Source organism: Pleomorphomonas sp. JP5 (genome assembly GCF_023721815.1).
In the GTDB taxonomy this organism is placed as follows: domain Bacteria; phylum Pseudomonadota; class Alphaproteobacteria; order Rhizobiales; family Pleomorphomonadaceae; genus Pleomorphomonas.
Window position 1 is genome coordinate 373,267 of the sequence record NZ_JAMDLI010000007.1, and the last position, 18,578, is coordinate 391,844.

Annotated in this window: 21 protein-coding genes; 13 read left to right on the forward strand and 8 right to left on the reverse strand. The window is 65.9% G+C overall.

All coding sequences use genetic code 11. The features are described 5' to 3' along the window. Positions 1-42: 42 nt before the first annotated feature. Together M4J40_RS08805 and M4J40_RS08810 are read right to left on the reverse strand one after the other, a co-directional pair. Complete coding sequence (locus M4J40_RS08805) at positions 43-543, reverse strand: YbjN domain-containing protein (RefSeq protein WP_251753721.1); 501 nt, start codon at positions 541-543, stop codon at positions 43-45. A 254-nt stretch (positions 544-797) separates the two neighbouring features. Continuing rightward, positions 798-1,106, reverse strand: coding sequence for an accessory factor UbiK family protein (locus M4J40_RS08810; RefSeq protein WP_251753722.1), 309 nt, complete (start codon positions 1,104-1,106; stop codon positions 798-800). A gap of 261 nt (positions 1,107-1,367) precedes the next feature. Between M4J40_RS08810 and lgt the strand changes: the two genes are divergently transcribed. The 6 genes from lgt (at position 1,368) to M4J40_RS08840 (ending at position 6,907) form a co-directional block, all read left to right on the forward strand. Continuing rightward, entirely contained in the window at positions 1,368-2,207 is an 840-nt protein-coding gene (lgt, locus tag M4J40_RS08815; protein WP_251753723.1) for a prolipoprotein diacylglyceryl transferase, read from the forward strand. Beyond that, entirely contained in the window at positions 2,204-3,277 is a 1,074-nt protein-coding gene (locus tag M4J40_RS08820) for a class I SAM-dependent methyltransferase (RefSeq protein ID WP_251753724.1), read from the forward strand. Before lgt ends, M4J40_RS08820 begins: the two co-directional genes overlap by 4 nt. Before the next feature lie 46 nt (positions 3,278-3,323). Next, positions 3,324-4,151 (forward strand): nucleotidyltransferase domain-containing protein, encoded by an 828-nt coding sequence (locus tag M4J40_RS08825; protein WP_251753725.1) that lies wholly within the window; start codon positions 3,324-3,326, stop codon positions 4,149-4,151. Positions 4,152-4,302: 151 nt separating this feature from the next. Continuing rightward, positions 4,303-5,073 carry a peptidoglycan editing factor PgeF gene (pgeF, locus tag M4J40_RS08830; protein WP_251753726.1) on the forward strand — a complete coding sequence of 257 codons (771 nt, stop codon included), beginning with the start codon at positions 4,303-4,305 and terminating at the stop codon, positions 5,071-5,073. Between the two features lie 106 nt (positions 5,074-5,179). Beyond that, a complete protein-coding gene (locus M4J40_RS08835; protein ID WP_251753727.1) occupies positions 5,180-5,812 on the forward strand; it encodes a hypothetical protein in 633 nt (210 codons plus the stop codon). Between the two features lie 162 nt (positions 5,813-5,974). Continuing rightward, a complete protein-coding gene (locus M4J40_RS08840) occupies positions 5,975-6,907 on the forward strand; it encodes a ribose-phosphate pyrophosphokinase (RefSeq protein ID WP_251753728.1) in 933 nt (310 codons plus the stop codon). A gap of 81 nt (positions 6,908-6,988) precedes the next feature. On the opposite strand, the gene M4J40_RS08845 is transcribed toward M4J40_RS08840, so the two are convergent. Both M4J40_RS08845 and M4J40_RS08850 read right to left on the reverse strand, forming a co-directional pair. Beyond that, complete coding sequence (locus tag M4J40_RS08845) at positions 6,989-8,197, reverse strand: AGE family epimerase/isomerase (protein ID WP_251753729.1); 1,209 nt, start codon at positions 8,195-8,197, stop codon at positions 6,989-6,991. A gap of 155 nt (positions 8,198-8,352) precedes the next feature. Next, complete coding sequence (locus M4J40_RS08850) at positions 8,353-8,865, reverse strand: hypothetical protein (RefSeq protein WP_251753730.1); 513 nt, start codon at positions 8,863-8,865, stop codon at positions 8,353-8,355. 267 nt (positions 8,866-9,132) lie between these two features. Between M4J40_RS08850 and M4J40_RS08855 the strand changes: the two genes are divergently transcribed. The 4 genes from M4J40_RS08855 (at position 9,133) to M4J40_RS08870 (ending at position 12,178) form a co-directional block, all read left to right on the forward strand. Continuing rightward, a complete protein-coding gene (locus tag M4J40_RS08855) occupies positions 9,133-9,774 on the forward strand; it encodes a 50S ribosomal protein L25/general stress protein Ctc (protein WP_251753731.1) in 642 nt (213 codons plus the stop codon). A 75-nt stretch (positions 9,775-9,849) separates the two neighbouring features. Next, entirely contained in the window at positions 9,850-10,563 is a 714-nt protein-coding gene (gene pth, locus M4J40_RS08860; RefSeq protein ID WP_251753732.1) for an aminoacyl-tRNA hydrolase, read from the forward strand. Positions 10,564-10,669: 106 nt separating this feature from the next. Continuing rightward, positions 10,670-11,764, forward strand: coding sequence for a redox-regulated ATPase YchF (gene ychF, locus M4J40_RS08865; protein WP_251753733.1), 1,095 nt, complete (start codon positions 10,670-10,672; stop codon positions 11,762-11,764). 189 nt (positions 11,765-11,953) lie between these two features. Beyond that, a complete protein-coding gene (locus M4J40_RS08870; protein WP_251753734.1) occupies positions 11,954-12,178 on the forward strand; it encodes a hypothetical protein in 225 nt (74 codons plus the stop codon). 133 nt (positions 12,179-12,311) lie between these two features. Here the strand turns inward: M4J40_RS08870 and fliJ are convergent, their stop codons facing one another. Next, a complete protein-coding gene (gene fliJ, locus M4J40_RS08875) occupies positions 12,312-12,728 on the reverse strand; it encodes a flagellar export protein FliJ (protein ID WP_251753735.1) in 417 nt (138 codons plus the stop codon). Positions 12,729-12,734: 6 nt separating this feature from the next. Further along, the gene (gene fliI / locus M4J40_RS08880) at positions 12,735-14,081 is read right to left on the reverse strand and encodes a flagellar protein export ATPase FliI (protein WP_251754250.1); all 1,347 of its coding nucleotides are present in this window, start codon (positions 14,079-14,081) and stop codon (positions 12,735-12,737) included. A 405-nt stretch (positions 14,082-14,486) separates the two neighbouring features. On the opposite strand from fliI, the gene ctrA reads away from it, so the two are divergent. After that, positions 14,487-15,182 (forward strand): response regulator transcription factor CtrA, encoded by a 696-nt coding sequence (gene ctrA / locus M4J40_RS08885; protein ID WP_026792093.1) that lies wholly within the window; start codon positions 14,487-14,489, stop codon positions 15,180-15,182. A 107-nt stretch (positions 15,183-15,289) separates the two neighbouring features. Here ctrA and cutA read toward each other — a convergent pair whose 3' ends face one another. Further along, complete coding sequence (cutA, locus tag M4J40_RS08890) at positions 15,290-15,664, reverse strand: divalent-cation tolerance protein CutA (protein WP_251753736.1); 375 nt, start codon at positions 15,662-15,664, stop codon at positions 15,290-15,292. Between the two features lie 213 nt (positions 15,665-15,877). Here cutA and M4J40_RS08895 point away from each other — a divergent pair, with 213 nt between their 5' ends. Then, positions 15,878-16,663: an NAD kinase gene (locus M4J40_RS08895; protein WP_251754251.1), complete on the forward strand. Its 786-nt coding sequence runs from the start codon at positions 15,878-15,880 to the stop codon at positions 16,661-16,663. 82 nt (positions 16,664-16,745) lie between these two features. Further along, positions 16,746-17,288, forward strand: coding sequence for an Hpt domain-containing protein (locus M4J40_RS08900; protein WP_251753737.1), 543 nt, complete (start codon positions 16,746-16,748; stop codon positions 17,286-17,288). Between the two features lie 74 nt (positions 17,289-17,362). Here the strand turns inward: M4J40_RS08900 and M4J40_RS08905 are convergent, their stop codons facing one another. After that, positions 17,363-18,517: a DUF2336 domain-containing protein gene (locus tag M4J40_RS08905; RefSeq protein ID WP_251753738.1), complete on the reverse strand. Its 1,155-nt coding sequence runs from the start codon at positions 18,515-18,517 to the stop codon at positions 17,363-17,365. Positions 18,518-18,578 lie beyond the last annotated feature (61 nt).

Genomic DNA, 18,578 nt, shown 5'->3' on the forward strand with positions numbered 1-18,578 from the left:
GCAGAACCTGCCGGGACCCCGCGAACTTCAAAGTGAAAAGGTTCAGGCCTCGCCGACCGTTTCCATCAGCGCCAGGGCGAGCGCGTCCTTGGCGTTGCGGCCGCCGCGCACCGCGAAATCGAAGGCGAGCCTGTGCCGTTCACAGGTGTCGACCGCCGTTTCGATCAGCGCCTCCATCTGTTCGTTGGTCACGTCCGCCTGGCCGGCGAGCAGCAGCGTGTTGCGGTACATGACCACGCCCTCGGCCTGCCAGATGTCGAAATGGCCGATCCAGAGCTGCTCGTTGACCAGCGCCAGCAGCTTGGTCACCTCGTTCCGGCGGGCGGCAGGCACCTTGATATCGAAGGCGCAGGCGACATGCAGCGCCTCGATCTCGGAGAGCCAGGTGACGGCGACGTTGTAATCCGTGTCGTCGCCAGCGATGGAGATGGCGATCTCGTCCTCGTCGGAGCGCTCGAACGTCCAGTCGTTCTGCGCGGCGAGGAGCTCGATCTCGTCCACGGGATTGGCGGTTCGCTCGGGATGCACGTCGATGAGGGTCATCTTGACCTCCAGGGTTGCCGCTGCGGAACAGCGTGTGCCGATACCGATGTCGACCTTCGTTGCTCCGCACCGGGGCGGGAACGCCGACGCCGACACCTTTTAGCCGGTGGCCGCAAAACGCCTACCGACAACACCGAAGCGGCCGAAACCGCCCCGGAATGCAGCAACCCGACATGCGCCGATCCGAAATACAGGAGCGCACGAATCTCACGTTGACGACAGGATAAGCCGGAAGGGCATGAAAACGGAAGCCCTCACGCGCCTTCGGGGCTCTCCGGCCCCTCGACGACGGCGGCAGCCTCCGCCTCGTTGTGGGAAAGCCGCTTCTCCAGCTCGGCGACGCGGGCAGTCAGCCGCTCCACCTCGGCCAGCGCGCGCGTGGCGATGTCCTGCACCGTTTCCAGGTCTTCGCGGCGCACGAGATCGAGTTCGGAAGCGAACTTCTCGCCCTGGGCACGGAAGGCCGAGGAAACTTCGCGCCCGGCCGACTGAGCGAGGCCGGCGGCGTCGTTCATCAGCTTGGCGAATTCGTCGTAGATACGTCCCTGCGGGCCGGTCGTCATGGCAGTCGTCTCCGAATGGCGGGCCAGATCCTCTATTTGGCCCCTCGCCGCCTCCGCTTCAAGCGGAAGATGGGTGAAGCCCCGGAGAAGTCTCGCATGGCCGACAACCTCCTTATTTGGGCGCAAAGGCGGAACCGGATGGGCGATTGCCAAAGTTAAGCCTCGATCAGGCTTGACGAGGCGGGAAACGCCCATCAATCCTCGCTCGCGAGAGATGTCACCCTCGGGGGTTCCGCGCCGACATCCGACAGAAGGACCACGATGCCACTTCTCGCCCTGCCCTTCCCGCCGATCAGCCCCGTTCTCCTCGAGTTCGGCCCGGTCTCCATCCGCTGGTACGGGCTCGCCTACGTGACCGGGCTGATCTTCGGATGGTGGTACATCATCCGCATGGTCGACACCGAGCGGCTGTGGGATGGCCTCAAGCGTCCGAAGGCCACCGACATCGACGACCTCCTTGTGTGGATGACGCTCGGCGTCGTGCTGGGCGGCCGCATCGGCTACATCCTGTTCTACAACTTCGAGGCCTACAGCCGGAACCCGATCGAGATCCTGCAGATCTGGCACGGCGGCATGTCGGTACACGGCGGCTTCATCGGCACCGCCGTCGCCCAGTATCTGTTCGCCCGCCGGCGTGGCCTCAACGTCCTGACTGTGTTCGACCTGTCGGCCGCCGCCGTGCCGGTCGGCCTGTTCCTCGGTCGCCTCGCCAATTTCGTCAACGGCGAGCTCTACGGCCGCGTCACCGACGTGCCCTGGGCCTTCATCTTCCCCAACTCCGACGGCCTGCCGCGCCACCCCAGTCAGCTCTACGAAGCCGGCCTCGAAGGCCTCCTGATCTTCGCCGTGCTGACGCCGCTCATCTGGAAGGCCGGCATTCTGAAGAAGCCCGGCCTTACGGTCGGCATCTTCGGGCTGATCTATGCCGCCGCCCGCACCCTGGTCGAGACCGTGCGCGAGCCCGACCCGCAAGTCGGCTTCCTGTTCGACAACTTCCTGACAATGGGCATGCTCCTGTCGATCGTCACCGCCGTCGCCGCCGTTGTCCTGATCGTTCTGGCGCTCGGCGGCCGGACACGACGGCCGGAGCCATCGTCATGACGGTGCTCGAAGAGAAGATCTGCAAGCTGATCGCCGCCGTCGGCCCGATCTCCGTCGCCGACTACATGAGCATCGTCCTGTCCGATCCGGACCACGGCTACTACACCACGCGCACCGCCATCGGCCTCGAGGGCGACTTCATCACCGCGCCCGAGATCAGCCAGATGTTCGGCGAGCTGATCGGCATCTGGTGCGTCGCCGCCTACGAGGCGCTCGGCCGGCCGCCGCGCCTGTCGCTGGTCGAACTCGGCCCCGGACGCGGTACGCTGATGGCCGATCTGCTCCGGGCCGGCCGCGTCGATCCCGGCTTCATCCGCGCCGCCGAGGTCCATCTGGTCGAGATCAGTCCCGAGCTTCGCCGCCGACAGGCCGCCGGCCTCACGGGCCTCGCCAGTCCCATCTGGCACGACCGCATCGACGACCTGCCGGACGGGCCGCTGATCGTCGTCGCCAACGAGTTCTTCGACGCCCTGCCGATCCGCCAGTTCGTCCGGAGCGAGCGCGGCTGGCGCGAGCGCGTCGTCGGCCTCGACGACAACGGCAACCTCGCCTTCGGCCTCGGCGCCGCCGCGCCCGATCCGGCGCTGCTGCCGGCCGGCGCCGCCGAGGCGCCGCTCGGCGCCGTGGCCGAGATCAACCGCCCGGCCGAGGCCATCGTCGGCACGCTGGCCCATCGCCTCGCGCAGCACGGCGGCGCGGCGCTGATCTTCGACTACGGTCACGTGAAGAGCGGCTTCGGCGAGACGCTGCAAGCCGTGCGCGCCCACCATTACGCCGATCCGCTGCGCGAACCCGGCGAGTGCGACCTCACCGCCCACGTCGATTTCGACCGTCTGGCCGCCGCTGCCACAGCCGAGGGCGCGTCGGTTCTGGGACCGACCACGCAGGGCGACTTCCTTCTCGCCATGGGCCTCACCGAACGGGCGGGCGCGCTCGGCGCCGGCCGAAATGCCGAGGAACAGGCGAACATCGTCGCCGCCGTGGAGCGCCTCGCCGGCCCGGACGAAATGGGCACGCTGTTCAAGGCCATGGCGGTAACCCACCCGCCGCTGGCCCTGCCGGGATTCTGACGGACCGCGCGGCCGGGCGCCGCCTCATGGCGAAGGGAGCCGCCCGATGATCGACCCCTTGATCGAACTCCTCGTGCCCGCGCTCTCCGCGGTTCCGGGCATCGACGCCGTAGTGCTGGGCGGATCGCGCGCCCGTGGAGATGCCACGGCCGAGTCGGACTACGACATCGGGCTCTACTTCCGCGCCGACGCGCCGTTCGACGTGCGCGATCTACGTGAGGCCGTCGCGCCCCACCTCGATGCGCCCGATGAGGCCACCATTACCGAAATCGGCGAGTGGGGACGGTGGATCGTGGGCGGCGGCTGGCTGAGGATCGGGGGGCAGGCGGTGGATCTGCTCTACCGCGACGCCGACCGCGTCGCCGCCGTCATCGATGAGGCAGGGCAAGGTATCCTGTCGGTCGACTACCAGCCCGGCCACCCACATTGTTTCGTTTCCTCGATCTGGCTCGCCGAGATCCACCACTGCCTGCCGCTCGCCGACCCGAACGCCACCATTGCCCGCCTCAAGCAAAGCCTCGTGCCCTATCCGCCGGCGCTCCGGCGAGCGTTGATCGAGCGGTTCTCCTGGGAGATCGACTTTGCCGCCGGCAACGCCGCCAAGGCCATCTCGCGCAACGACAGAAGCTACATTGCAGGCTCGATCTTTCGGGCGCTGGCCTGCGCGGCGCAGGTGATCGCCGCGATCAACGGCGTCTACGTCATGAACGAGAAAGGCGCCTTGCGGCTGGCCGGCGCCCTGCCCGTCACGCCGGCCGATCTGCCGCGCCGCGTCGACGCGATCTGGGATCGTTTCGCCTTGCAGGATTATCAGGGCTCGCTCGAAACGCTATCCGCCATTGCGCGGGATGTGCGGAGGCTGGCCGGAGCGTGAATCGCCGCGCACCCCTGATCCACACTGCCTCCCGTGGAGAAGTTTAGGGAAACTTCACTCTCTTTCCCAAAGCCCGCCCGAAAATGGTCGCGATTGCATCGTCATTTGAGGAAGATAAGCCGCTCCAAACGCCCTCCTCCGGAACACACCGATGATCGTCCGTTCGCCCGTCCTTTCGGCCCTCCCCGGCATCCGCCACGGCTGGTTCACCCGTGAGGGCGGCGTGTCGGGCGGGCTCTACGCCAGCCTCAACACCGGCTACGGCTCCAAGGACGCCCACGCCAACGTCACCGAGAACCGAGGCCGCATCGCCGACGCCATCGGCGTTCCGCGCAACAAGCTGGTCACGCTTTACCAGGTGCATTCGCCCGACGTCGTCGTGGTGACCGATCCCTGGGCCGTCAAAGACAATCCCGAAGCCGACGCCCTCGTCACCCGCGTTCCCGGCATCGCGCTCGGAACCAGCCACGCCGACTGCGGCCCGGTGCTGTTCGCCGATGCCGAGGCACGAGTCGTCGGCGCCGCCCACGCCGGCTGGAAGGGCGCCTTCACCGGCGTTCTCGAAGCGACCATCAATGCCATGGTCAGGCTCGGCAGCCGGCGCGGCGACATCATGGCCAGCCTCGGCCCGACGATCTCCGCGGCCGCCTACGAGGTGGGGCCGGAGTTCGTCGCCCGGTTTCGCGAGGCCGGCGAGGCGATCGACCTTTGGTTCTCCCCGTCGAAGCGCGCGGGACACGCCATGTTCGACCTGCCCGGCTACATCATCTTCCGCCTGGAGCGGGCCGGCATCCGCGCCACCAACCTTGCCCTTTGCACCTATGGCGACGAGGCGCGCTTCTTTTCCTACCGCCGCATGACGCTGAAGGGCGAGGCCGACTACGGCCGCCACCTGGCCGCCATCGCGCTCGAGGGGCCGTGATGGCCCTGTCCTTCCAACCAAGGGCTAGACAACGCAAAAACGGTTTCCAGACGAGCCGAAAAATGCTCTAACGGCACACGGCTGTGATTTGCCGGGAGGCTGATGGATGGGTTTTCAGAGCGGAACGAAGCGTACCGGATCGCTCCGGCTGCCGGGCGTAGCCCTGGCAATCGCACTCGCCTCCGTCCTCGCCGCCTGCCAGTCGACCGCCCCCGCCCGGCCGAAGGCCGCCGCCGTTGCAGGGCCGACCGTGCCGGCGCCGCCCGAGGCGACCCAGCCGGCCGCGCCCGCCGTCCCGGCGGCCATGGCAACCTTCTCATTCGACCAGATCAAGGGCGTTCCGACCAACAAGCAGGACGAACTGGCCCGGGCGATCGCCAAGCACGCCCAGGCCCGCAACCTGCACCTCGTCCGCCGCACCGATCCGTCGGCCACCTATCACGTCTGGGGATATCTGTCGGCCGTCGGTGGCGACGTCGGCACCAACGTCACCTATGTCTGGGACATCATCGACCAGAGAGGCGCCCGCGTGCTGCGTTTTTCCGGCGTCGAGATCACCAGCGCTTCCGACAACGACCCGTGGAACAGCGTCGACGGAACCGCGCTCGACACCGTGGCCGCCCGCACCGTCGAGGACGTCTACGCCTGGATCAACCGTCTGCCGCGCCCGTCCGTGACTGGTGCCTCCACCGTCCGGGCGGGCACCGCCGAAACGAACCCATTGGCCGGCACGCTCTGACTTATTAATAAGTCGGCGCAAAACGCTGGGAGCATGGCAGCATTCGCGAGATCGCGTGTTTACGCGTCCCCGCCGCGCTGCTAAAAGGCCCGCAAATCTGAGCCAGCCAGCCGGTCGCCGCCCCCGTGAGGGCGGCGTGGTCTTTTCGCGAGGTCGACGTTCATGAAACTTGTCGCTGGAAACTCCAACCCGAAGCTGGCCGATCAGGTCTCCGATTATCTGGAGAAACCGCTGACCAAGACCTCCGTCCGCCGCTTCGCCGACCAGGAGATTTTCGTAGAGATCCTCGAGAACGTGCGCGGCGAGGACGTCTTCGTTCTTCAGTCCACCAGCTACCCCGCCAACGACAACCTGATGGAGCTGTTGATCATCACCGACGCGCTCCGTCGTTCCTCGGCCAAGCGCATCACCGCCGTGCTGCCCTACTTCGGCTACGCCCGGCAGGATCGCCGCTCTCAGGGCCGCACGCCGATCTCGGCCAAGCTGGTCGCCAACCTGATCACCAACGCCGGTGTCGACCGCGTCCTCACCCTCGACCTGCACGCCGGCCAGATCCAGGGCTTCTTCGACATTCCCACCGACAACCTGTTCGCCGCGCCGGTCTTCGTGCGCGACATCAAGGAACGCTACGCTACCGACAACGTGGTGATCGTGTCGCCCGACGTCGGCGGCGTGGTCCGCGCCCGCGCGCTGGCCAAGCGCATCGACGCCCCGCTCGCCATCGTCGACAAGCGTCGCGAACGGCCCGGCGAATCGGAGGTGATGAACATCATCGGCGCCGTCGACGGCCGCGACTGCATTCTCGTCGACGACATCGTCGATTCCGGCGGCACGCTGTGCAACGCCGCCGAGGCGCTGCTCGCCCAGGGCGCCAAGTCGGTCACCGCCTACGCCACCCATGGCGTTCTGACCGGTGGCGCCATTGCCCGCATCACCGCCTCGAAGCTGAAGGAAATGGTGTTCACCAACTCCATCCAGCCGACCGAGGATTTCGAGAACAGCCCCAAGCTGCGCTGGATCTCCATCGCCCCGCTGATCGGCGAGGCCATCTCGCGCACCGCCGCCGAGCAGTCGGTGTCCAGCCTGTTCATCTGAGCGGCAAAACGACTTCCAGAAGAAGCGCCGTGGTTCGCCAAGCGAGCCACGGCGTTTTCGTTTCAAGTCTGGTCGAGCCGTTCACCCCTTCAACCGGGCCAGCATCTCGAAGCAGGCGCGGGCGTTGTGATAGGGGCACTTCCACGGACCGGCGAGGCAGGCATCCGCATCCTCCTCCGCCGTGTAGGGGCGTCCGTCGGGCGTCAGCTTGGCGTGCCACTCGCCGTGCGCATGATCGACCACATGATCGCGGATGAAGGCCCAGACGTCGCGCACCGCATCCTTGAAGGCCAGGTTGCCGGTCAACTCGAAGGCGTTCTGGAAGCCGACCAGCGCCTCGGCCTGCGCCCACCAGTGCTTGTTGGCGTCGATCAGGCTGCCGTCGCCACGCGCCTCGTAGTGAAGGCTGCCGTCGCGGTCGCGCCCCTCGGCCAGCGTCCGCTCGGCCATCATCACGGCAGCCGCCCTCGCCCTTGCGATCAGCGCTTCGTTGCCCAGCACCTCGGCGGCCTCGACCAGCAGCCAGCTCCCCTCGATGTCGTGCCCGTAGGAGACGTGATCGTTCAGCGAACGCCAGTCCATGTCGAAGAACAGCTTGAAATGACCCGTCCGGCTATCGACGATGCGGTCGAGAGTGACGTCGATCAGTGCCGACTGTCGCGCCACCAGCGCCGGATCGCGCCAGATCCTGAGCAAGTTGGTATAGGCCTCCATGATGTGGAGGTGCGTGTTCATCGACTTCGGGCTGTTGAGGTCCTTCTCCGACAGACGCATGTCGGCGAGCGCGCCCCAGGAGCGGCCGAGCGCCTCGACATAGCCGCCGCGCTCGCGGTCGGCGGCATGTTTCTCGATCAGCCGGAACAGATCAATCGCCAGTTGGAGGGCCTCGCGGTTGCCGGTGGCGCGGGCATACTCCGAAAAGGCATAGATGGCGAAGGCCTGGGCATAGATCTGCTTGCGGTCGGAGAGCGGTCGCCCCTCGGCATCGACGAGCCAAAAGAGGCCGCCGTGCTCGCCGTCGATGAAGCGTGAGCGAAGGTCGTCGAAGGCCCACTCGGCGGTCGCGCCGTAGTTCGTGCCGAGCACGCGAGTCGCGGTGGCGAAGGTCCAGAGGATGCGGGCATTGACCACGGCGGCGCGAGGCGCGGCCTTGTCGACGATGCCGTCACAATCGGCGCCGCCAAAAAAGCCGCCATTCGGGTCGCGCATGCGACACTGCCAGAAGGGAAGGATGTTCTCCGTGAGCTCGCGAAGAATCTCTTCCCGCATGCTCTTGCCGTCCGTCGCCATTACCCTCAGCTCCTGTCATGCCGCACGTGGAAATGCCGGCCCCGCCTTCCTAAACGTTTTCATCGGTATTTCCAGACCGGGATGCCCCGAAGCCCCTCGCGGCTTCCGGCTTGGAGGAGAAGTCGCGGGAGGAAAGTCGTTGAGCCCCCGAATACTCAGGGAGCGATCGACGACCGGAACAGCGCATAGTTCTTCTTGGCCTGCTGATAACTCGTGGCCGAACTGGCAATGGTGATGAGGAAGTTGTACCCCGCGCCGGCTGGCACCCGCTGGGACAGGAAGCCGTCGTGGAAGAAGTCGGCCTTGAGCCCGGCAAACATCGCCTGTTTGAAGTGGGTCGGGCACCCTTTTTTGTCGATGGCGCCCGGATATTCGCAAGACTCGTACTTGCCAATGTTTCGACATGTTATCGGCAATCGCGGCTCATCATATTTGGCGCGAATGTCGGCTTTGGTCGGGGCTGGCAGGTCATGCATGTGCAGGCTGACGATTGAGCCTTCCCCGCAGATCTTGTTCACCCTGCAATAAAAGAAGATGGTCCCCGTATCCGCCCTGGCGGTCCACCAACCTGGGTATTTGGGCGAAGGCACCGGCGCTTCGTCGGCAAGAGTCGGAACGGCGGCGGCGGAAAGGCAGACAAACGCAATAACGGCGGCCAGGAACTTCATATCGGCACCATGGAAGGCAACACCTGGGTCGGAGTGTTTGTAACCGGAAGTAGAGACTGGAATCCAGCCTCGCCCTTGGTCGTGGTGCATGGCGGCGGGCCGTCGGGCGAGGCCGGGTTCCCCATGAAAAACCCGCATTCCCTTGCCTTCGGCGAGCGTTTCCGCTATAGCGCCCGCATCCGCGCCGACCCCCCTGGAGGGAGCGCCGGATCGGCATCGGCCACGTGGCCGCCGCCGCCAGTAATCCGAAGATGAAAGCACGAGAAAATGGCTCAGACCTACGAGCTCGTCGCCTCGCCGCGTGACCGGGTGGGAAAGGGGTCCGCCCGCGCCCTGCGCCGTGAAGGCAAGACGCCCGCCGTCGTTTATGGCGACAAGCAGCCGCCGCTGTCGATCGCGGTCGACACCAAGGAAACCTTCCTGAAGCTGCACGCCGGCGGTTTCATGACGCACATCGTCACCCTCAAGGTCGATGGCAAGGAAATCAAGGCTCTGCCCCGCGACTATCAGCTCGACCCGGTGACCGACACCCTCGTGCACGTCGACTTCATCCGCGTGTCCGAGAACACCAAGGTGACCGTCAGCGTCCCGGTGCACTTCGTCGGCCAGGAAAAGTCGGCTGGCATCAAGCGTGGTGGCGTCCTGACGATCGCCGCCCATGAGGTTGAGCTCCTGGTTTCCGCCGGCGCCATTCCCGAGTACCTGACGGCCGACGTCAGCGAGCTCAACATTGGCGACGCCGTGCATATCTCCGCCGTGAAGCTGCCGGAAGGCGCCACGCTGGTCGGCCATGACGATTTCGCCGTCGCCACCATCGTTGGCTCGGCCGCTGCGACCTCGGAAGAAGCTGCCGAAGCCGCCGCCGCTGCTCCTGCTGCCGCCGAGGCCCCCAAGGCTCCCAAGGCCTGATCGCACGGGTCTTGTGCTTGACATTCGGGGTTCCGGTCGCGAGATCGGAACCCCTGATCTTTTCAGGAGAGGCGCGTGCTCATTCTGGTCGGTCTTGGCAATCCCGGCGCCAAATATGCGTCGAACCGCCACAACATAGGCTTCATGGCGGCCGACGTCATCCACACGCGCCACCGATTTCCTGCCTGGCGGAAGAACTTCCAAGCCGAGGTGTCGGAAGGCGCCATCGACGGCGAGCGCGTGCTGCTCATGAAGCCGCAGACCTACATGAACGAGAGCGGTCGCTCGGTGGGCGATGCCGTACGCTTCCTGAAGCTCGCCCCAACCGACGTTGTCGTCATCCATGACGAACTCGACCTGCCACCCGGCAAGCTTCGGATGAAGGTGGGCGGCGGCCATGGCGGACACAATGGCCTGAGGTCCATCACCTCGCAGATCACCGACGGCTATCGTCGCATGCGGCTCGGCATCGGTCACCCCGGCGACAAGGCCCTCGTCCACTCTCACGTTCTCTCCGATTTCGCCAAGGCCGATCGCGACTGGCTGGTGCGGCTCCTCGACGCCATCGCCGACAATGCCGGCGAGCTGGTGAAAGGCGCCGACGCCACCTTCGCCAACCGAGTTCACGCCATCACCGAGCCGAAGCCCGAGCGCAAGCCCCGGCCCAAGCCGGACGCAACCGGCGCCGGGCCAGCGCCGGCCGGTGAGGCGCCGGAGGAAAAGGCGCCGGAGAGGAATGCCATGGCGGCCATCCTCAAGGGCCTCCTGGCCCAGAGGACCCGGCGCTGACGACCACCGCAGCAGGACGCCTTCCCGGATAAATCGCTTGACGGCCGGCGGCAGGCTTCCCTAACACCTCGACCAACACATTGCTCCAGACGAAAGCCTGATCACCATGGGTTTCAAGTGCGGCATCGTCGGCCTGCCCAACGTCGGCAAGTCCACGCTCTTCAACGCGCTCACCAAGACCGCGGCCGCCCAGGCCGCCAACTATCCCTTCTGCACCATCGAGCCGAACACCGGCGAGGTGGCCGTTCCCGACCCGCGCCTGCCGGTGCTGGCCGAGAAGGGCAAGTCGGCGCAGATCGTGCCGACCCGCATCACCTTCGTCGATATCGCCGGCCTGGTGCGCGGCGCATCCAAGGGTGAAGGCCTCGGCAACCAGTTTCTTGGCAACATCCGCGAGGTCGACGCCATCGTCCACGTGCTCCGCTGCTTCGAGGACGACGACATCACCCATGTCGAGGGACGCATCGATCCGGTGAGCGATGCCGAGACGGTGGAAACCGAGCTGATGCTGTCGGACCTCGACAGCCTCGAGCGCCGCGTCGTGCCGCTCAGGAAGCGCGCCCAGGGCGGCGACAAGGACATCAAGGAACAGGTCGAGCTGATGGACCTCGCCCTCGCGGAGCTGCGCAACGGCCGTCCGGCCCGTACCGCCAGCGTGCCCAAGGGGTCGGAAGCTGCCTTCGACGCGCTGAACCTTTTGACCTCCAAGCCGGTGCTCTACGTCTGCAACGTCGAGGAAGCTTCGGCGGCCACCGGCAACAGCCAGTCGGCCCGCGTCTTCGAGATGGCCGAGAGGCTCGGCGCCGGAGCCGTGGTGATCTCGGCCGCCATCGAGGCGGAAGTGGCCCAGCTCGACGACGCCGAACAGAAGGAGTTCCTCGAGACGCTCGGCCTCGAAGAGCCCGGCCTCGACCGGTTGATCCGCGCCGGCTACGACCTGCTCGGCCTGATCACCTACTTCACTGTCGGCCCGAAAGAGACCCGCGCCTGGACCATCGTGAAGGGCACCAAGGCGCCCCAGGCCGCCGGCGTCATCCACACCGACTTCGAGCGCGGCTTCATCCGCGCCCAGACCATCGCCTACGAGGACTACATCGCCTACGGCGAGGCGAAGGCCAAGGAACTCGGCAAGGCCCGCGACGAAGGCAAGGAATACGTCGTCGCCGACGGCGACGTCATGCTGTTCAAGTTCAACACCTGACGCGCCTCGAAAGACCCTTTCTCGCCGCATTTTTGACGCCGCCATGGAACCTTCATGGCGGCGTTGGCGTTTCCATTTCCGACGCCCACTTGCCGTTTCCGGCCGAAACACCTCGTTTACCGCTCGTTTACCGGGATGAACGGCAGATGAACGAAGGGTTCGGGGGGCGTTCAAACCGGCGGCAATAAGGTGGCATCATGGCGCGGAAGGGGCCGCGCCCGACGAGAACGGCAGCACGCCATGGCCCGCAAGACCAAACTCCTGAGCTGGATCGCCGCCGCGCTGGTGGCGTTGACCACCGTGGTCGCCGCCCGTTCCCTGCCCGACAGGACGTGGCCGGGAGACCTCACGGTGACGATCGAGATTTCGGGCACCGCCGGGGCTGGCGTCGCGACGAGCTGGCAAGCACCCTGATTCGAGCGGAGCCCGGCGCCTCAATCCGACGCCCCTCCATGAAAGCGCCCATACGAAAACGGCGGACATGCTCGGCATGCCCGCCCGAAAACGATCCGGAGCGACTGAAAGACGACGAAGGCTGGCTGCTGGATCAGCCGGCCTGATGATAGGAGCGGCGGGCGGCCACTTCGTCGAGCGCGTCCTGCTCGGCCGCGTCCTGGGCCGTCTTTTCGCGCATGTGATCGCGCTCCTCCAGAAGCTCGATCTTCTTCATCTCTTCCACCGCCTCGCTGAGCGCCGCCTGCGCGGCCTCGAGCTGCCCCCTGAGATCGTTGGCCGATCCCATGAGATTGTCGCGGCGACCCATCGCCGCCTTGGCAAAGGTCGGATAGGCGAAGTGGGTGATGTCAGTAATGCCGCTGCGCTTCTGCTCGGCCAGAATCTGCTCGTCGAGTTCGGAAGCCATGCGCTCGAACTCTGCGATCATCATCTCGATCTGCATCACCTGCCGACGCTTCTCGTCGACCTGAAACCGCTTGAGTCGGATGAGACTGTTGCGAGATTTCATTTCAAGTTACTCCCCGGAATGCTCGTATCGTAAACCGACAGTGCTTTCCAAAAGGTGAGCAAGATCGCGATAACCATCGTGACGACGGGTGCATTCGCCTTTTCCCTGCGTCAGGAACGCTTCGAGCGGGGCGGAAACGTCGATCGACTGATCGACGTCGGGGTTGCTTCCGCGCCTGTAGGCGCCAAGGCGGATCAGTTCCTCCATGTCGGCGAAGGTGGCCATCAGCCGTTTCGCGTCGCGGATCATCGGCCGGATCTCCGGCTCGACGCAGCCGGGCATGGTGCGCGACACCGTCTTCAGGACGTTGACCGCCGGATAGCGACCACGCTCGGCGATGGCGCGCTCCATGACGATATGGCCGTCGAGAATGCCGCGCACGGCGTCGGCCACCGGCTCGTTATGATTGTCGCCGTCGACCAGCACGGTGAACAGGCCGGTGATGGTGCCGCCGCCCACAGGGCCGGGCCCGGCGCGTTCGAGAAGGCGCGGCAGCTCGGCGAACACCGTCGGCGTATATCCCTTTGACGTAGGCGGCTCGCCGGCCGACAGGCCGATCTCGCGCTGGGCCATGGCAAAGCGCGTCACCGAGTCCATCAGGCAGAGCACGTCCTGCCCCTGGTCGCGGAAATACTCGGCGACGGTCAGCGTCATGTAGGCGGCCTGGCGCCGCATCAGCGCCGTCTCGTCGGAGGTGGCGACCACCACCACCGAACGGGCGAGCCCCTCCTCGCCGAGGTCGTCCTCGATGAACTCCTGCACCTCGCGGCCGCGTTCGCCGACCAGCCCGATCACCGACACGTCGCAGGCGGTGTAGCGGGCCAGCATGGACAGGAGAACCGACTTGCCGACGCCCGAGCCGGCGAAGATGCCCATGCGCTGGCCGCGACAGCAGGTGGCGAACGTATTGAGGACGCGAACGCCGAGATCGATCGGCTCGCCCACTCTCGCCCGCTCGGCCGCCTGAGGCGGAGAGGCCCTGAGCGGCATCTCGCTTGGCCCCAGCGGCAACGGCCCCTTGCCGTCGATCGGCTCGCCGAAGGCGTTGATCACCCGGCCGAGCCAGCCCTCGGAGGGGCGTACCGACGCCGACGAGGTGGCGATCGTCGCCTTGGCGCCGAGCCGCACGCCCTCCATGGAAGCGAAGGGCAGACACAGCGCCTTGCCGTTGTTGAACCCGACCACCTCGACCGGCACATGCGCACCGCCGAATCCACTGACCGACAGGCGGGCGCCGACGCTCATCTCCTGCACCGGGCCAGCCACCTCGACCAGCATGCCCTGCACGCTGGCGACCCGCCCGTAAATCTCGAGCGGGCGGAGGGCGGCGATTTCTGCGGCGAGACGATCCAGCGTCATCGGCGTGTTCCGGGCAAAAGGTTTCCGAAATGATTCGGCTCCATGGGGGGGAGTGTAACGCTTCGTTAAGGTCCGGCGTTAATACTTTGCTCATGAGTGCGATGGAGACCGGCGCGGGGCGACCGGGGTGTGGACAAGGAATCTTCGTGGAGTCGGCAGAATCGCTTAGGCAAGTTTCTTAATTTGTCGCATGAGGACAACCGAAGCCGATTTATCGTTGATTCTTAAGGGCCTGCCCGGACTTTTGGCGGAATGGCGTCAAAAAGCTTGCGGCCGAGAATCATTGTTTGTTAACCATTCGGGACTAGCCTTGGCCTCGATAGCCCATGTCCGGCGGAAGATCGGACACGCTTCCGACAGAAGGTCGGGCCCGAGGCCCTAGAAAAAGGGGATAACGGAATGCGAGTTTTGCTGATCGAGGACGACAGCGCGACCGCACAAAGCATCGAACTGATGCTGAAGTCCGAGAGCTTCAACGTCTATACGACGGATCTTGGCGAGGAAGGCATCGACCTCGGCAAGCTCTATGACTACGATATCATCCTGCTCGACCTCAACCTGCCGGACATGTCCGGCTACGAGGTGCTCAGGACGCTGCGCGTGTCGAAGGTCAAGACGCCCATCCTCATTCTGTCCGGTCTGGGCAATATCGAGGACAAGGTGCGCGGCCTCGGCTTCGGCGCCGACGACTACATGACCAAGCCGTTCCACAAGGACGAGCTGATCGCCCGCATCCATGCGATCGTTCGCCGTTCCAAGGGACACGCCCAGTCTGTCATCGTCACCGGCGATCTGGTGGTCAATCTCGACACCAAGACCGTCGAGGTCAACGGCAACCGCGTGCATCTGACCGGCAAGGAATACCAGATGCTGGAGCTGCTTTCGCTCCGCAAGGGCACGACCCTCACCAAGGAGATGTTCCTCAACCATCTCTACGGCGGCATGGACGAGCCCGAACTGAAGATCATCGACGTGTTCATCTGCAAGCTTCGCAAGAAGCTGGCGAATGCCACCGATGGCCGCAACTACATCGAGACCGTCTGGGGCCGTGGTTACGTGCTGCGCGAGCCGGACGAGATCCAGGAAGCGGTCTGACACGACCGACCCCACAGAGCCGCGGCGCGTTCCCCCTTTTCGCGCCGCGCTCGGCTTCGCCCCGGCCTTCGCCGGGGTTTTTTATTGCCCGAAAAGGTGACCTGCGCCTATTCGACCGACTTGAACCCCTTCGGCAGCGCCGTGCTGCCCTCGCCGCCGGTCTCCGCCCGGATCCAGGCGGCGACGCCGCGCCCGACGCCGGCCAGCGCCATCACCTCGATGGCCGGCTGCTGAAAGGGGTGATTGGCGACGATGGTCGTGAACAGCGACTCCACGAAGTCCTCACGCGTCTTCATGGTGAGAAGCACTTCGCTGTCCTCGCTGATCTCGCCCATCCAGCGATAGACGCTGCGGACGCCCGGCACGACGTTGGCGCAGGCGGCGAGGCGCCGTTCCACGGCAAGACGGCCGATGGCGAGCGCCGTCGCCTCGTCCGGGCAGGTGACGCTGACGATACGCAGGTCGTCGACGGATTTCGACATGGGCTCTCCCGCAGCTTCCGAGGGGTGCCGAGGCGGCGAGAATCGGCGACCGGCGCGGCACGTTTCCTTTTCAACGACGCCATGCTAGATCATATCCTACGAAAGTGGACCCCCAATTGCGGCGGGCGCACCGTCCGCATGTCGCGTGTGGCAGGGGACGGTGGCGGCCGGTCGGAGCAGTTGAACCACTGGACGACTGACGCGACGGACCTGATGCCGCATAACGGACGCCCTTCCTTCGAACGCCTTTCCTTCGTTGCCAGCGACACGCCCGAGGCCCAGGAAGCCAGGGCGCTTCTCGTCGCCGAGTATGGCAACGTCGAAGCTGATGAGGCCGACACCATCGTGGCGCTGGGCGGCGACGGCCTGATGCTGCAGACGCTCCACCGTTTCATCAATTCCGACAAGCCGATCTATGGGCTCAACTGCGGCTCGGTCGGCTTCCTGATGAACGAGTTCCGCGTCGAGGGGCTGAGGGAGCGGCTCGCCGATTCGGTGGTCACCGCCCTGCACCCGCTCGCCATGGAAGCGAAGACGGTGATCGGCGACACCCATCTCGCCCACGCCTTCAACGAAGTGTCGATGATGCGGCAGACCTATCAGGCGGCCAAGCTCAGGATCTCCATCGACGACAAGGTGCGTCTCGAGGAGATGAGCTGCGACGGCGTGCTGGTGGCGACGCCGGCTGGCTCGACCGCCTACAATCTGTCCGCCCACGGCCCCATCCTGCCGATCCACGTGCCGCTCCTGGCCGTGACGCCGATCAGCGCCTTCCGCCCGCGTGGCTGGCGCGGCGCCGTCATTCCCGACCGCTGCTCGATCGTCATCGACGTCTTGGAGCACCAGAAGCGGCCGGTCTCCGTCGCCGCCGATCATCAGGAGGTGCGCGACGTGCTGCGTGTCGCCATCCGGGCCGACGTGCGCCAGCGCAGCCTCATCCTCTTCGACCGCAACCACGGTTGGGAGGAGCGCGTGCTGACCGAGCAGTTCAGGACCTGATTTCCGTTACGTTTCCTTAAGCGACGACGGCGACAATTGCACCTTGCGGTGTCATGCCGCGCAGTCGACGGAACCAACGCCGATGACCAAGCCTTCCGACGCCCCCGAGTATATCGAGGCCAAGAACGACCTCCGCAAGAAGGTGCGTGAGATCCGTCGTCGCTCTCCGGCCGACGATCCGGTGAAGCGCGCCGAGGCCGCGCTGCAGATCCTGTCGACACATTTCGACGACTGGATGCTCGACGAGGTCAAGACGATGTTCTCGACCCGCGATGCCTGGGCCGCCACCGACTATCGCGAAGGCGAGGAGAAACACGCCTTTCACCGCGCCGTTCACGACATCAAGGGCCAGTCGACCACGCTCGGCTTCCCGCTGGCAACCCGCGTCGCCGGCAGCCTGTGTGCGCTGCTCGAGCGCATCACCGATCGTGTGTTGATGCCGATCGACCTCGTCAACCAGCATGTCGACGCCATCCGCGCCATCGTCCGCGAACGCGCCAAGGACGAGCAGAATCGCGTCGGCTCGGCGCTGACCCAGACGCTGCTCGACGTGACGGAAGCCTATATCACCAAGCACGGCCACGCCGACGAGGAAGACGACGGCGTCATCATCCGCGATTTGTGAACATCGGCCTGAAAGCAACGAGCCTTCTCGGTCAAGCTGATAGCAAGAGACCCGCCTGCCCTGGCATCTTGTGCTCAGGCGGCCCGTTGCCGGCCTTCGCGTCGCGCCTCGAGGATCTCGCGAGCGGCAGTGCGCGCGCTTTCCGCGGCTAGCCGCCTCAGCATGGCCAGAAGGTCGTCCACCTCGCCCGGCGCGAACTCCTGATAGCGGGTGAGAATGCGCTCGACCATGCGCCGGCCGAAACGCGGCTTGTCGCCATCGCGACCGTCGTAATCCAGCTCGCGCCAGACCTCGAGCGCGGCGAGGAAAGCGGCGTGGCTGCGCTCCGGCAAGCCGGCCCGCGTGAACAGCGCCCGGAGCGCACCGGCCCGACCGTCCATCAGGAGGGCATAGACGCGGGGAGCGGGCAGCCCCGACAGACGGGCGAGCGCCGCCTCGAGAAAACGGATGTGCCCTTCGCACATCGAGCGGATGAGCAGAGCCGTCGTCAGCTGCCCCGTCGACCGCAGATGCTCGATCAGCGCGGACAGTTCGGCTTCCTCGGCGGAGCCGGCCAGGAACACAGTCGCCTTGTCGCAAGCCTCGCGCAGCACGACACCGGCTCGCTTGGGCGCGATCCAGGCGCGCCCGACCAGGAAGCGGCCGAGCTTTTCGCCCAGCGCCGAAATCAGCGACTGACGGACGGCAAGCGGCAGGTCGCGGCGGGCGAACAACGCCTCCCGGATCTCGCCATCGGCGCCCAGACGCTCGGCAATGACGGCGAAGGCTTCGCCGTCGAGATCGGCGCCCGGATTGCCGAGCATGACAAGCACGGCCTCGCGGTCGCCCTCGGCGGCGATGGCATCGGCCACGTCGAAGGAGATCCATGGACGGCTGGCGATGGCCTTGGCGATCGACGGCGTGCCGAGCTCTACCGCCGCCGTGAGCTCGCTATCGATCAGGCAGGGCGAGCGGCGGAAGATCGGTTCGGCGACGGCCGGCAGATCCTGCGACAACGCCACGATCAGGTGACGCGGCGCCGTCTCGTGGATCGACAGAGCCTCGGCGAGCGCGCGGCGGACGTCGGGCGACGGATCGTCGGCGATGAGCGTCAGCGCCGCTTCCATCATCTCGCGCGCCTCGGCCGTGAGGTCGCCGTGGACGTAGCTCCTGACCAGCGCCGGCACCGCCGACGCCCGGGCCGGAGCCGGCGCGTTGTCCATCCAGTCGATGAGCCGAAACCGCCCCATGCCCTCGCCCCGTCAAACTCTTGCGCCGGCAACACGCGCCAGCGGTCATCGACGGGATGAT